Here is a 13,966-nt window from a genome sequence, read left to right as displayed (position 1 = left end):
TCAGCTCCAGATGTCGTGGTGCACGTTCAGGATGACCCGGGACCCGAGGCGCTCCAGCTTGATGGGCAGCTCGGTCATCCCGGCCAGCCGGTCGCGCACCGCCCGCTGGTGCTCCAGCGGGCAGGTGACCAGCAGGAACCCGCCGCCGCCCGCGCCGGTCACCTTCGCGCCCGACGCACCCGCGGCCAGCGCGGTGTCCACGGCCTCGTCGATCTGCCGGTTCGACACCCCGGAGGCGAGCGCCCGCTTGGCCTCCCAGCTCTTGCGCAGCGCGATGCCGACCGCGGACAGGTCGCCGTGGCGCAGGCCGTCCGCGGCCTCCCCGGCGAGGTCGCGCAACTGGCCGAGCTGGGCGAGCCTGCTGCCCACGTTCGCGTTCTGCTCGCCGAGGATCGTGTCCGCGCTGCGGGTGATGCCGGTGAAGAACAACATCAGCTCGTCCTGCAGCTTCCGCCAGTCCGCGCGGGGCAGGTCGATCTGCTCGACGCCGACCGCGTCGCCCGGCCCGAACCGCAGGTCGCACAGACCGCCGAACGCGGCCGCGTACTGGTCCTGCTTGCCGATCGGCTTGCCACACCGGTCGATCTCGATGGCGCAGGCGCGTTCGGCCAGTTCCTCCGCGGTCACCTGCCTGCCCCGGTAGGCGTAGAGCGCGTGCAGCAACCCCACGGTCACCGAGGACGACGAGCCGAGCCCGGACCCGGCCGACGGGATGTCGGCGAGCGTGGTGATCTCCACACCGCTGCGCACCCCGGTCATCCGCATGGCCTCGCGCACCAGTTCGTGGTCGAGGTCCTCGACGCGGGAGACGATTTCCTTGCGCGAGTAGTTGACGTAGATCTCGTCGTCGAAGCGCTGCTTCACCACGACGTAGACGTACTTGTCGATGGCCGCGTTGAGCACCCGGCCGCCGTGTTCGGCGTAGTAGCCCGGCAGGTCGGTCCCGCCGCCGACCAGCCCGATGCGCAGCGGGGTCTGCGTGATGATCACGATGCTCGCCTGCCTTGCCATTCACCGCGCGCCCTGTCCAGGGCGGCGGGGGTGCCGATGTCGAGGAACCAGGAGTCCCCGATGGAGACCGCACGGGCGTGCCCGGCGAGTTCCGGCAGCAGGTCGTAGCCGATGTCGCGGGGCGGCGGCCCGATGAGGTCGAGGACGGCCGGGCTGAACGCGTACATCCCCGCGTTCGCCAGGGACGAGGCCGGTTTCGCCGGTTTTTCCGTGAACCCGGTGACCAGTCCGTCGTGGACGGTGAGGATCCCGCAGCGGGTGGGGTCGGCGGCGTGGTACACCGACAGCGTGGCGATGGCGCCGCCCGCGCGGTGCGCGTCGATCAGCACCCGCAGGTCGAAGTCGGTGAGGTTGTCCGCGTTGAGCGCGAGGAACATCTCCTCGCCCGCGACGAACGCCCGGTTGGCGCGCAACGTGCCCGCGCTGCCGAGCAGTTCCGGCTCCTCGACCGCGTGCACGAGCGGGCCGCCGGTGCGCGTGGCCAGATGCCGCCGCACCAGCGGCGCGAGGTGGTGCAGGTTGACCAGCACCTCGCCGACACCCGCGGCGTCCAGCGCGTCGAGCCAGATGTCCAGCATCGGCCGCCCGGCCACCTCGACGAGGCACTTGGGGACGTGGTCGGTCAGGGGCCGCAGTCGCGTCCCCAGCCCGGCGGCCAGCAGGACCGCCTTCACGTTGCCGCCTTGCGGACCACGCCGAGCGAGCGCATCGTCGCGTCCGCCCCGGCCAGGATGTCGTCCAGGCCGGGCAGATCCCGCAGCCACCCGGCGTACTCGGCGACGGAGTCGGCCGGGGTCCGCTTCGGCGACCAGCCCAGCTGCCCGAGCGCGTCGATGCCGGAGGTGATGTGCCGGGTGTCGCCGAAGCGGTACTCGCCGCTGATCCGGCCCGGCCGGTCCGATCCGTACTGCCGGCGCACGATCTCGGCGAACTCCCGCGTGGTGTACCCGGCGCCACCGCCGACGTTGAACACCCGCCCGGCCGCGCGGTCGTCGGTGAGCACCAGCACGTTCGCGTCGACAACGTCGTGGATGTTGACGTAGTCGCGGATCGCCTGCCCGTCCTCGTACAGGGTCGGCGCGCCACCGAGCAGGTAGTGCAGGTTGAAGATGCGGCACGCGCCGGAGTAGGCGTTGTACACCGACTGCCGCGGCCCCTGCACGATGCTGTAGCGCAACGCGACGGTCGGGATCCCGTAGCGGCGCCCGAGGTTGACCGCCACGACCTCCTCGCCGTGCTTGGACATCCCGTAGGCGTTCTGCGGGTTCGCGATCCGCTCCGGCGTGGGCAGCATCTCCAGCGGTTCACCGCACACCGCGCACCCGATGTCCCAGCGGCCCGCGCGCAGCTGGGACTCCGGCCGCATGTCCGGGGTCTGCTCACCGTGCACCGTGCACCGGTACAGCCCTTCGCCCATCGCGGCCTGCGAGGACGCCACCACGACGCGGGCCAGGTCGAGCTTCTCGGCCACGGCGATCTCGTAGATCATCGCGGTGGACGTGACGTTGACGTCGGTGAACTTCGCGAAGTCCGGCAGGTAGTCCTGGTGTGCGGCGAGGTGGTACACCGCGTCCACCCGGCGCATCAGGTTGCGCATCAGGTCGCGGTTGCGCACGTCGCCTTCGTAGAACTCCACGCCGGGCGTGAGGTGCTCCGGCGGACCGCCGCGGTGCACCGGCGGCGCGAGCGCGTCCAGCACGATCACCTCGTGCCCCAGCTCGGTGAGCCGGTCGCAGGTGTGCGACCCGATGAACCCGGCACCGCCGGTGACCAGGATCCTCATCGGGCGTGCACCTCCCGGTAGACGTCGAGCGTGCGTTTCGCCGTGGCCGCCCACGTGAACGCGGCGGCGCGTGCCGGCCCGCGCGCCCGCAGCCGCTCGCCCTCCGGGCCGCACGCCTTGACGATCGCGTCGGCGATGGAGCCGGTGTCCGCCGGGTCGGCCAGCAGCGCCGCACCGCCGGCCGTCTCCGGCATCGCGGTCACGTTCGAGGTGACCACCGGGCACGCGCACGCCATCGCCTCCAGGATCGGCAGGCCGAACGTCTCGTTGTGCGACGGGTACACGAACACGTCCGCCGCGCGGTAGAACTGCACGGTCTCCGCCAGCGGCACCCCGCCCACCCACACGATGTCGCCGGCCACGCCGAGCCGTGCCGCCAGGGACTTGAGCTGCCCGACGTACTCGACGTCGCGGCCCGGGCCGACGACGACCAGTTGCCGGCCGCCCAGATCGGACTTCGCCGCCGCGAACGCGCGGATCAGGCCCTCGCAGTTCTTGTACGGCCACAGCGACGACACGAACAGCACGAACTGCCCGCGCACGCCGTAGCGGGCCGACAGGTGCGCGAACGCCTCGTCCCGGTCCCCGGGCCGGAACAGGTCGTGGTCCACCGCCTCCGGGATGAGCCGGATCTTCGCCGGATCGACCGCCAGGTACCGCTGGACCTCGTCGACCAGGCTGCGCGAGTTCAGGATGATCGCGTCGGCCAGCCGCCCGGTGCGCGGGTAGCTCAGCTGCCGGTACAGCCGCGCGGGCGGCGAGATGGCGTGCGGGGTGGTGTACGCGTGCAGCGTCTTGATGTGCACCACGAGTTTCGGCGCGGACCGGACGATCGGGGCCATCAGCGTGTTCAGCACGTCGATCCGGCCCAGCGGCAGGCGCAGCGGCGAATACAGGTGCTCCGACAGCGTGCGCAGGTTGCGCTTCTCGTTGGACCACGGGTAGGTGAGGTACTCCACGCCCGGTCCGTAGCCGGAGTGCGTGGGCCGGGACCGCGGGCTCACCATCAGGTGGAACGACTCGCCCTCGGTGAGCAGCTTCGCCATCTCCGGGATGACGCGCGTCCAGAACCAGTGCGCGCCCGACGGGTTGCCCGGGTCGTCGGTGAGCAGGTTGATCGCGACGCGCATGCGGTCAGAACGTCTGGGCGGCAACGGCATCTGGGGTCATCCTCGACTGTCGGACGTACTGGGCCAGCAGGTGCATGCACGCCTGGTGGGCGTCTTCGACGACGCCGTAGTTGGCGGAGCCGACGTGGATGGCGACCTCGGCGCGGCGCCGCGCCGGCCCGCCCTCGAACCCGGTGAGCGCGATGGTCCGCAGGCCGTGTGCCGTCGCCCAGTCCAGCGCCCGCACGATGTTCGGTGAGCGGCCGGACGACGACACGGCGATGAGCACGTCGCCCGGCCGTGCCTGGGACTGCAACTGGTATTCGAAGACGTGCTCGTATCCCAGGTCGTTGGCGATCGCGCTGAACAACTCCACGTTGGTGCTCAGGCTCTGCACCCGCGCGGTGACACCGGTCCCGTTGCGCACGCCCTTCACGTGGTCGCACTGCAGGTGGTTGGCGATCGACGCGGAACCGCCGTTGCCGCAGGCGAACACGGCCGCATCGGAGTCGTAGGCGGTGTCCAGGATCTTCGCCGCGCGGCTCACCTGCTCCAGGTCGACGGTGGCGAACGCCCGGGACAGCTCGGCGACGTACGCGCCGCCGTAGGAGTCGGCCCGGTGGAACCGCGCGGCCGGGAACTTCGGCGCCCGCCGCGGCACCGGTTGCGGCACGGCCGCGCCGCCGAGGATGAACCCCACGGCGGCGGCGAGATCCGGGAACGCCTGGACGCCGGTCACCGCCGACCCCGGCGGCCCGACGTGCAGCGGCGTGGCGCCGACCGCGCGGGCGAGCCCGACGTCGGACGGGCTGTCGCCGACCACCCAGGACGCGGAGAGGTCCAGGTCGAGCGCCTCGGCCGCGGCCAGCGCCATGCCCGGCCCGGGCTTGCGGTCGGCGCTGCGCCGCGCGAACGCCTCGACGACGCCGTCCGGGTGGTACGGGCAGAACAGCCACAGGTCGACGTGCGCGCCGTGCCGCGCCAGCTCGGCGATCATGTGCTTGTGGACCTGTTCCACGTCGGCGATGCCGTAGTAGCCGCGCGCCACCCCGGCCTGGTTGGTCACCACGGCGACCGGGATGCCCGCGCGGTTGAGCGCGGCGATGGCGGCGATGGATCCGTCGATGAACTCGACCCGGTCGACCGAGCCGACGTACCCGCTGTCGACGATGATCGTGCCGTCCCGGTCGAGCAGAACCCCTGGCTGGCTCACGGTTCGACCACCTCTCCTGGGATGTCTTGAGGTCGCGGGGACCACGGTGTCCGTTACGGCCATCCGGTGACCGTCCGTTGTGGAATTCCGCGCGGCGCGGACAGCAATCCGGCGGCGACGAAGAGGTGCAGCAGGTACGGCGAGGCATCCCCGATACCGACCTCGGTGTAGGAGGCGACCAGGCAGTAGGTGATCAGGAAGATCGCGTACGCCCGCGACGGGGACGGGGGGCGCGACAACGCGACGATCACCAGCGTCAGCACGAACAGCGCCACCAGCACGACCCCGAGCCAGCCCTGCTCGTGGTAGACCGCGAGCCAGCCGCTGTCGATGGGCAGGCCGTTGAAGGACTTGTTGGACAGCCCGGTGCCGAACACCTGCTCGAACCAGCCGCGCGGCTCGGTCAGCAGCGCGTCCCACACCTTCGTCCGCCCGGTGAGGTTGCTCAGCGCCTCCTGGTCCTGGCCGCGCAGCATCCACGCCTGCACCAGCGGGCCGAGCGGGATCGCGGCCAGCGCGGCGATACCCGCGGCGACGGTGAACGCCTTGCGGGCCCGCAGGCTGGTCAGGAACACCGACAGCCCGGCGACGGCCAGCGCGACCACGACGCCGAGCATCGCGGTGCGGGTGTGGCTCAGCACCAGCATGCCGAACGCCGGACCGGCGACGAGGGCGACCGTGCGGCCGTCGGTCTCCTGCGTCATCCACAGCAGCACGACCAGCCCGGCGACGATCGCGCTGTAGGCGCCCACCTGCGGCGCCGTCATCGGCCACAAGGTGCCGCTCAGGCGGCCCTGGTTGCTCGCCGGCAGGGCGTTGCCCGGCGAGATGAACAGGCCGATCCCGACCGGGACCAGCACCACGATCAAGGCCCGCAGGTGCATGCGGATGAACCGGACGGCGTGCCCCATCCACGGGCTGATCAGCCACAGCGTGGCGACGAACAACGTCAGCCGGAAGCAGCGGAACAACGAGCCCCAGCCTGCTTCGAGCCGGACGCTGCCGGCGATGCTCGACGCCAGCAGCAGGGTGAGCAGGAACAGGAACGCGCTCGGCCGGATCCGCACCCGCGGGTTGATGACCAGCGCCAGCCCGAACGCGGCGACGATCGAGCCCATCGTGGCCACCTGCACGACCGTGCGGGGTAGCGTGATCAGCAGCTGACCGCCCTGCGAACCGAGGGTGTTGAACACCAGCAGCCCCCAGATCGCCGGCAGCAGCCGGGGGAAGGTCTCCGCGGCGGAGCCCGGTCCGGCGCGCGGGAGGAACGTGCCGGCGCTCATCGGCTGCCCGTCCCGCCGGTGAAGGTGCTGCCGGTGTCCTGCTGGTAGGGCGGCGCCTGCCAGGCCAGCGTGTCGAGCACCCCGTTGGTGTCGAGCGCCATGAAGCTCCACGGCCCGGCGTAGGTGTTGTCGTGCCACTGGTTGCCCTGGTGGAACGTGATCGCCTGCCGGATCACCTCGCCCCGGTAGGGCGACCAGTCCGGATAGGTGCCGTAGTTGGACAGCACCGCCATCCGCCCGCACAGCGCGGTGCAGCCGACCACCTTGGGGTCCAGGGAGAACCGGTTGTGGTGGATGTCGACGCGCTGGGTCTTCCAGCGGCAGTCGCCGTACAGCGGCGGGGTCGCGATGGCCGGTTGTGAGCAGGTCGCCGCGTCGCGCACCAGGCGCGTGCAGTAACCGGTGGAGGTGTTCGCCGCGCTGTTGCAGAACCGGTCCGCGTTCTCCCACAGCGTGACCCCGGACCAGTTGTCGATCAGGTCGTTGCCGGTGATCTCGATCTTGTCGGTGCGCGCCGGGACGCGCGGCTCACCGCCGGACTCGGAGATGTAGATGGTGGCGGCGGGGAAGGTGTCGCCCTTGTCCACGAAGGAGCGGCCGTCGACCCAGTTGTTGCGGCGGATCGTGTTGTCGCGGATCACCGCGTTGTAACTGGTCTCGTAGATGATCGCGGAGCCGCCGTTGCCCTCGATGACGTTGCCCTCGATGAGGAAGTCGTTGTTGCCGGTGTCGGCCCACAACCCGGTGCCCTGGTTGTCGTGCACCCAGTTGCCGCGCACGTCGGCGCCGTCGACCGCCCAGAACTTGATGCCGCCGGTGCAGCCGCAACCCTTGTACTGCTCCTCCAGGTGGTCGGTGTTGTTGCCGGTGATCTCGTTGCCCTCGACGACGAGGCCGGTGATGTGGTCTCCGGCCTGGTAAGCGTTCATCGCGTACTGGCCGTTGGTGCGCAGGCAGTTGCCCCGCACCTGCTGGCGCGCGCCCGCCATCAGCCCGGCGCCGTGGTTGTCCTCGATGCTGTTGTGCTCGATCACCCAGCCGTCACCGGAGTCGTGGTTGACCACACCCTCGTTGACCGGCGCGTTGAACCCGGTGACCACGAGGTGGCTGATCGTCACGTTCGCTCCGGAACCGGCGAAGGCGTACCGGTTGACGCCGCGGCCGTCGAACACCGCACCGGGCGCGCCGAGGTAGACGTCACCGTTCCTCGGCTGGATCTGGTCGTACTGGTCGTCGCCGAGGACGTGCCTGCCCGGCGCGAGCCAGAACGTGGTGCCCGGCGGGTGGTCCGCGGTCTGGACGGCCAGGTCGTTGGGCAGGCCGGGGTGCACGACGACCGCGCCCGCGGGCGGGGTCACCGGCCCGGGTTCGACGTGGCCGCACACCGCGGCGACGTGATCCGGCGGGCCCTCGTGCGCGGTGTTCGCCGTGGTCGGCGGGGACGTGCACGCCGGCACCGCCAGCAGTGCCAGTGCGGGCAGCAGCAGGCGGATCCGGGTCGTCGATCGTGCGGGCACGGCGTCCAACCTCCGGCTAGCGGGCGAAGCGCAGCAGGGTGACCAGCGCGCTGCCGCGCCCGGTGCATCCGCTGCCGATCAGGGTGGTGGCCGGCTCGCGGCGGCCGTAGCCGGGCGAGTACCAGCCGAGCGGGGGCGCGGTCCGGCCGCGGTGCGCGGTCCAGGCGAGCCCGCCGGGCAGTTCGAGGATCGCCGTTCCGTCGCGGCCACCCGCCGTCCAGGTCAGCACGGCCGCGTTCCCGGCCAGCTCCGCGGACACCCGCGGACCGAGGTGGAACGCGAGCCGCGCCGGGTGCTGCCGACCGCCGGTGATCTCGTCGGTGATGCGCAGTGCGCGGTCGGCCGGGTCGAGTTCGACGGTGCGGCGGTGCACGGTCGGCCGGTAGCCGTCGTGTTCGGCGCACCAGCGCGGCACCCCGCCGCCCGGCCGGGCCAGCACCCGGCTCCTGGCGTGCCGGGTCCACAGGAACGGACCGCCCGAAGTGGACTGATCGGTGTCGTCCAGCTGCACCGTGTTGTGGCCGAGGGTGGACCGGAAGTAGGCGCGCCACCCGGGTTCCCCGTGGTAGCAGTAGGTTCCCGGGTCGGCGAGGATGTCGATGCCGTCGTGCCGCACCTCCACGGACAGCGCGTCGGCGTGCGCGTGCGCGGCGATCGACAGGAACCCGTGCGGGCCACCGTCGCACCGGCACCAGATTTCGGCGCGGCCGTCGCCGGGCGGGGTGCGCAGCAGGGTCAGCCCGGCGTCGGCGAAGTGGTCGGCCCGGGTGTCCGGGCGGCCGGGCAGCTCGTGCCGCCCTGCCAGCGCGGCGAGCAGCGGGGTGCGCACGTCGTCCCCACGTGGACGCGGCCACCAGTCCAGCCGGCCGAACACGGCGTCGCCGGTGGACAACAGCGAGGACCAGCGGTCGGTGCCGTGGCCGTCGAGGACCAGCCCGTGGCCGTCGTCGCCGTCGCCCTGCCGCGGCGGCCGCAGCCGGACGTCCACCACCGCCGCGAGCGCGTCGGTCATCCGCAGCAGCGTCCGCCACAGCGAGTCCGGTGCGGCGGGCCCCGCCTCCGCCGCCGCGGCCAGGCCCAGTTCCAGGACCAGGCCGTGGTATTCGGTGGCCAGTTCGCGGTTCAGCCCGGATCCGAAGGTGTTGGCGTCCAGGTGGTCGGCCAGCGACCGCAGCGCCGCCGAGCGCCAGGCCGCCGACTCGGGGAACCACGGGAACGCGTGCGCCGCGGCCAGTTGCCCGGCCGCCTCGGCGATGACGTGGTTGTTCGCCGACGACCCGCGGCTGGGGAAGGTCGCCAGCCAGCGCTGGTGGTGCCAGATCTGGTGCAGCGCCTCGGGGTTGTCCTCGAACAGCCCGGCCGCGCCGGGCCAGGCGGCGAGCAGGCGCCGCACCCACACCCAGGACAGCAACCGGATGCCCAGCTCGATCCCGCTGACCCAGTGCACGCTCGTCATCGGCGCGTTGGCCGCCCACCACGACTTCAGGTGGTCGGCGACCCGCTCGGCGTACCGGTCCTCGCCGGTCAGCGCGTAGGCGGTGGCGAGCACGGTGAGGTGCTGGTGGCGGGACGGCTCCCAGATCTGCTTGATGTCGCCGACCACGTCCTCGTCCCGGTAGGGGATGTCGAACGCGACGGTGTCCGTCGGGGCGCGCCGGCCGGTCTTCGGGTCGAGCGACCAGTCCGGGTTGATCAGATCGTCGCGCGGCACGCCGAAGTACTCGGCGTGGCCGTCGAGCAGCCGGTCCGCGGTGGCCAGCACCCGCACCCGCGCGGCCGGCGGGACCGGCACGCCCGCAGGCAGCACGGCGGTGAACCGGCGGCCGGGCAGGGGAGCGGACGGCTCGGGCAGCGCCCGCCTCAGCCTGCGCCGGTTCAGCACGTCCGCGGCGCGCCCGGCGGCTTCCCGCGGCCCCATCCGCGAAAGCCGCCGCAGGTACCAGCCCAGGTCTGTCATGGGCGGGCCCCGATCTTGACCGGCGCGCCGGTGGCGAGACTGGTCTGCACGGCGAGCGTGGCCAGCGTGGTCGCGACCAGCGACTCCAGCGGCACCGGCATCGGGCCGCCGGAGGTGACCGCCGCGACGAACGCGTCCAGCTCGGCGCGCTGACCCTTGTCCCGGCCCTGCGGGATGCGCGAGCTGGTCCAGCGCTTGCGCGCGTACACCGAAGCGCGGGCGAAGTCGTCGAACGCGAGCACCTTGCCGTCCGCGGCGACGTCCAGCGTCTCCTTCGGAAAGCCCGCCGCGCCGCTGGTGGTGTAGCTGATCGTCGCCGTTGAGCCACCCGGGTACCGCAGCAGGATCTGCAGGTCCTGCTGGTCCGGCGTGGCAGCCGCGTACACCGACACCGGGTCCTCGCCGAGCAGCCAGCTCACCGTGTCGATGAAATGCCCGCCCTCACCGGTGAACCGGGTGCCCTCCGAGGCGGCCCGGTCGTACCAGCTGCCGTGCTCCAGGCGGCCCGCGTTGACCAGGTACCGCACCGACGCCGGGCCGATCCGCCTGCCGAAGCGCCCGGCGCTGTCCCGCAGCAGCGGCGCGAACCGGCGGTTGAACCCGACCTGCAGCCGGTCGTTGCCGGATTCCTCGATCGCGCCGAGCACCTTGCCCAGCTCGGCCTCGGTCAGCGCCAGCGGCTTCTCCACGAACACCGCCTTGCCGGCCAGCAGCGCGCGCCGGGTCAGCTCGGCGTGCGAGCTGTGGCGGGTCACCACGAACACCGCGTCGATGTCCGGATCGGCCAGTGCCGTGGCCACGTCGGTGGCGGCCTCGGCGAACCCGAACTTGCGCTTGGCGTTCGCCGCGGACAGCGCGGACGTGGTGACCACGCGGCGCAGCTCGACGTCCGCCCGCTCCGCCAGGTGCGGCAACAGCATCGAGGACGCGTAGTTGCCGGCGCCGAGGAACGCGGTCCGCATCCGGCCGGTGCGCCGCGAGGTGCGGACCGGCTCCCGGTGCGGCACCGCGGCGCTCAGCTCCGGCTCGGTGGGCTCGTGCTCCGCGCCCGGGTAGCGGAACAACACGGCGACGGCCGCCAGCTCGCCCTCGTCGAGCCTGCGGTAGGTCTCCACGGCGGTGGCGAAGTCCGCGACGTGCGAGACCAGCGGTTCGACGTCGGCCCGGCCGCGGGCGATCAGGTCGAGGAAGCACGCCAGATTGCGGCGTTCGGTCCAGCGCACGTAGCCGATCGGGTAGTCCCGGCCGTCCAGTTCGTACTCCGGGTCGTAGCGGCCCGGTCCGTACGAGCGGGAGAACCGGACGTCGAGTTCCTTTTCGTAGTAGGCGTTCCACGGCAGGTCGAGCCGGCACTTGCCGATGTCGACCACCCGCCCGCGGTCCCGCGCGAGTTTCGCGGCCAGCTCGACCGGCTCGTTGGTGCCGCCGCCGGCCACCAGGTACACCTGGTCGACGCCGTGCCCGCCGGTCAGTTCGCCGACCGCGACCGCCACCTCACCGGAACCGGGGTGACCGCACACCGACGCGCCGAGCCGCTCGGCCAGCCGGCACCGCCCGGTGTCCGGGTCGGCCCCGACCACGCGCACCCCGGACGCCACCAGCAGCTGCACGACGAGCTGCCCGATCAGGCCGAGCCCGATCACCAGCGCGGTGTCGCCGAGCTGCGGCTCACCGCGGCGGACGCCCTGCAGGGCGATCGCGCCGACGGTGCCGAACGCGGCGTGCCGCGGCCGCACCCCGGCCGGCACGCGGGTGAACAGGTTCTTCGGCACCCAGTTCAGCTCGGAGTGCAGCGCGTGCTCGTTGCCCGCGCACGCCACCAGATCGCCGACCTCGACGGTGCCCGCCAGCCCGGTACCGACCTCCTCGACCACCCCGCACAGCGAATAGCCCAGCGGCGTGTACGAGTCGAGGCGGTTCATCACCTTGCGGTAGGTGGGGCCGACGCCGTTGGCCGCGACGCTCTGCACGACCTTGGCGACCTGGTCCGGCCGCGAGCGCGCCTTGCCCAGCATCGACATGCTCGCCTCGGACACCTTCATCATCTCGGTGCCGGTGGAGATCAGCGAGTACGCGGTCCGCACGAGCACCCCGCCCGGCTTGCACGCGGGCGCCTCGACGTCCAGCAGCGCCAGCTCGCCGCTCTTGTAGTTCTGCACGACCTGCTTCACCAGGGCTCCTTCACGCTGCTCGCTCGGCCGCACCGGCTTCGGTCGCGCCGCGGTACCAGTACTCGAGGGTCAGGACGTGCCAGAGGTGCTTGGACCGGTCCTCGCGGCCGGCGGCGTCCTCGTCGGCCAGGCGCTGCAACGCCTCCCGCCGCAGCAGCCCGGACCGCACCAGCTCGCCGTCGTGCACGACCTCCCGCACCAGCGGCGCCAGGTCCCGGCTCATCCACGCCCGCAGGGGAGCGCTGAACAGGCCCTTGGGCCGGTACACGATCTCCCTCGGCAGGATCGGCGACGCGGCTTCCTTCAACGCCGCCTTGCCCTGCCGCCCGGCGATCTTGCGGTTGCCGGGCAGGCTGAACGCGGCCCGGACGACCTCGACGTCCACGAACGGCACTCGCACCTCGGTGGAGGCCGCCATGCTGGCGCGGTCGGTGTAGGTGAGGTTCAGCCCGGGCAGGAACATCCGCGCGTCGGCCAGGCACATGCGGTTGACGAAGTCGTGCAACTGGTTGTCGTGGTAGGTGTCGGCGTGCTCGGTGAGCACGTCGTCCACGGCGGCGGCGAGGTCCGGGTGGACCAGGCCGGTCAGCTCGTCCCGGTCGTACATCGTGTAGCTGCGCCGGAACGCGGTTTCCTCCGGCAGCTCGGCGAAGGACAGGAACCGCTTGGCGAACCGCACGGACCGGAAGCCGCGCTTCCCGTTCGCCACCGGCAGACGGTCCACAACGGACTCGATCGGGTGGCGGAGGCCAGGCGGGATCTTCTGGTAGCGCAGCGCGATCAGGTTCGCCAGGTGCTTGCGGTACCCGGCGAACAACTCGTCGGCGCCCATGCCGGACAGCATCACCTTGACCCCGGCCTCGCGCGCGGCCGTGCAGATGAGGTAGCTGTTGATCGCCGCTGGATCGCCGATCGGCTCGTCCAGGTGATGCGTGATGTGCGGCAGCAGTTCCTGCACGTCCGGCGCGATCTCGATCTCGTGCAGGTCGACGCCGAAGCGCCGCGCGACGATCCGGGCGTAGCGCAGGTCGTCCGGCATCGCCTCGAACTTCGCGTCCGCGGCGCGGAACCCGATGGTGTAGGCGGAAATCCCGGGCCGGTGCCGGGCGGCGAGGGCGGTCAGGTAGCTGGAGTCCAGCCCGCCGGACAGGAACGTCCCCACGGGCACGTCGGCGAGCAGGTGCGCCCGCGTAGAGTCCTCGACCACGGCGGCGAGATCAGCCGGCGGCCCGGCCTGCGCCTCGGTGGCCACGTCCCGCAGGTTCCAGTACCGGCCGGTGTCCACCCGCCCGTCCGGGCGGGACCGCAACCAGCTGCCCGGCGGCAGCTTGCGCACCTCGCGGAACGCGCAGCGGCTGTCCGGCACCCAGTAGTAGAGCAGCGAGGCGACCAGCGCGGTTTCGTCCACGTGCAGCCCGCCGCCCAGCTCGCCGGCGAGCGCCTTCAGCTCCGAGGCGAACACGAGTCCGTCGCCGCGGCGCACGTAGAACAGCGGTTTGATGCCGAGCTGGTCGCGCGCCAGGAACAGCTCGCCGGTGCGCTCGTCGAAGACCGCGAACGCGAACATGCCCCGCAACCGCGGCAGGCACTCCACGCCCCACCGCCGCCACGCCTCCAGCAGGACCTCGGTGTCGGACGTGCCGCGGAACCGCACACCCTTGCCCCGCAGTTCGGCGCGCAGCTCCGGCGCGTTGTACAGCTCGCCGTTGTAGGTGAGCGCGAGCCCGCCGGAAACCATCGGCTGCGCGCCGGTCCCGGACAGGTCGATGATGGACAGCCGCCGGTGCCCGAGATGGACGTCACCGTGGTCGTAGCGGCCTTCGCCGTCCGGGCCACGGTGGGCCAGCCGCCGGGTGAGCCGGTCGGTGAGCGGGCCGCCGTCCGGGAGGTGATGGGTTCCTGCGATACCGCACATGCGCTGG

General features: G+C 72.1%; 10 protein-coding genes. All 10 read right to left on the bottom strand.

The window, feature by feature from the left end; genetic code table 11:
- The 10 genes from FHX45_RS13515 to asnB are packed head-to-tail and all read right to left on the bottom strand — an operon-like array spanning position 1 to position 13,959.
- Complete coding sequence (locus FHX45_RS13515) at positions 1-1,011, bottom strand: GHMP family kinase ATP-binding protein (RefSeq protein ID WP_208405913.1); 1,011 nt, start codon at positions 1,009-1,011, stop codon at positions 1-3.
- Positions 987-1,685 carry a sugar phosphate nucleotidyltransferase gene (locus tag FHX45_RS13510; RefSeq protein WP_167100831.1) on the bottom strand — a complete coding sequence of 233 codons (699 nt, stop codon included), beginning with the start codon at positions 1,683-1,685 and terminating at the stop codon, positions 987-989. Before FHX45_RS13510 ends, FHX45_RS13515 begins: the two co-directional genes overlap by 25 nt.
- A complete protein-coding gene (locus tag FHX45_RS13505; protein WP_167100828.1) occupies positions 1,682-2,794 on the bottom strand; it encodes an NAD-dependent epimerase/dehydratase family protein in 1,113 nt (370 codons plus the stop codon). Before FHX45_RS13505 ends, FHX45_RS13510 begins: the two co-directional genes overlap by 4 nt.
- On the bottom strand, positions 2,791-3,924 hold the full coding sequence (locus tag FHX45_RS13500) for a glycosyltransferase family 4 protein (protein ID WP_167100826.1): 1,134 nt from the start codon (positions 3,922-3,924) through the stop codon (positions 2,791-2,793). Before FHX45_RS13500 ends, FHX45_RS13505 begins: the two co-directional genes overlap by 4 nt.
- Positions 3,925-3,928: 4 nt before the next feature.
- Entirely contained in the window at positions 3,929-5,116 is a 1,188-nt protein-coding gene (locus FHX45_RS13495) for an HAD-IIIA family hydrolase (RefSeq protein ID WP_167100824.1), read from the bottom strand.
- Positions 5,117-5,169: 53 nt separating this feature from the next.
- The gene (locus FHX45_RS13490; RefSeq protein ID WP_243869027.1) at positions 5,170-6,399 is read right to left on the bottom strand and encodes an O-antigen ligase domain-containing protein; all 1,230 of its coding nucleotides are present in this window, start codon (positions 6,397-6,399) and stop codon (positions 5,170-5,172) included.
- Entirely contained in the window at positions 6,396-7,925 is a 1,530-nt protein-coding gene (locus tag FHX45_RS13485) for a right-handed parallel beta-helix repeat-containing protein (RefSeq protein WP_424923803.1), read from the bottom strand. Before FHX45_RS13485 ends, FHX45_RS13490 begins: the two co-directional genes overlap by 4 nt.
- Positions 7,926-7,932: 7 nt before the next feature.
- Complete coding sequence (locus tag FHX45_RS13480) at positions 7,933-9,873, bottom strand: alginate lyase family protein (protein WP_167100819.1); 1,941 nt, start codon at positions 9,871-9,873, stop codon at positions 7,933-7,935.
- Positions 9,870-12,044, bottom strand: coding sequence for a Gfo/Idh/MocA family oxidoreductase (locus FHX45_RS13475; protein WP_167100816.1), 2,175 nt, complete (start codon positions 12,042-12,044; stop codon positions 9,870-9,872). The genes FHX45_RS13480 and FHX45_RS13475 overlap by 4 nt, the downstream gene beginning before the upstream one ends.
- Before the next feature lie 10 nt (positions 12,045-12,054).
- Complete coding sequence (gene asnB, locus FHX45_RS13470) at positions 12,055-13,959, bottom strand: asparagine synthase (glutamine-hydrolyzing) (RefSeq protein WP_167100814.1); 1,905 nt, start codon at positions 13,957-13,959, stop codon at positions 12,055-12,057.
- Between the last annotated feature and the right edge of the window lie 7 nt (positions 13,960-13,966).

Origin of the sequence: Amycolatopsis granulosa (assembly GCF_011758745.1) — a bacterium.
GTDB lineage: Bacteria > Actinomycetota > Actinomycetes > Mycobacteriales > Pseudonocardiaceae > Amycolatopsis_E > Amycolatopsis_E granulosa.
Note: the sequence above shows the minus strand (reverse complement) of the source record. Positions and strands in the feature narration are given on the sequence as shown.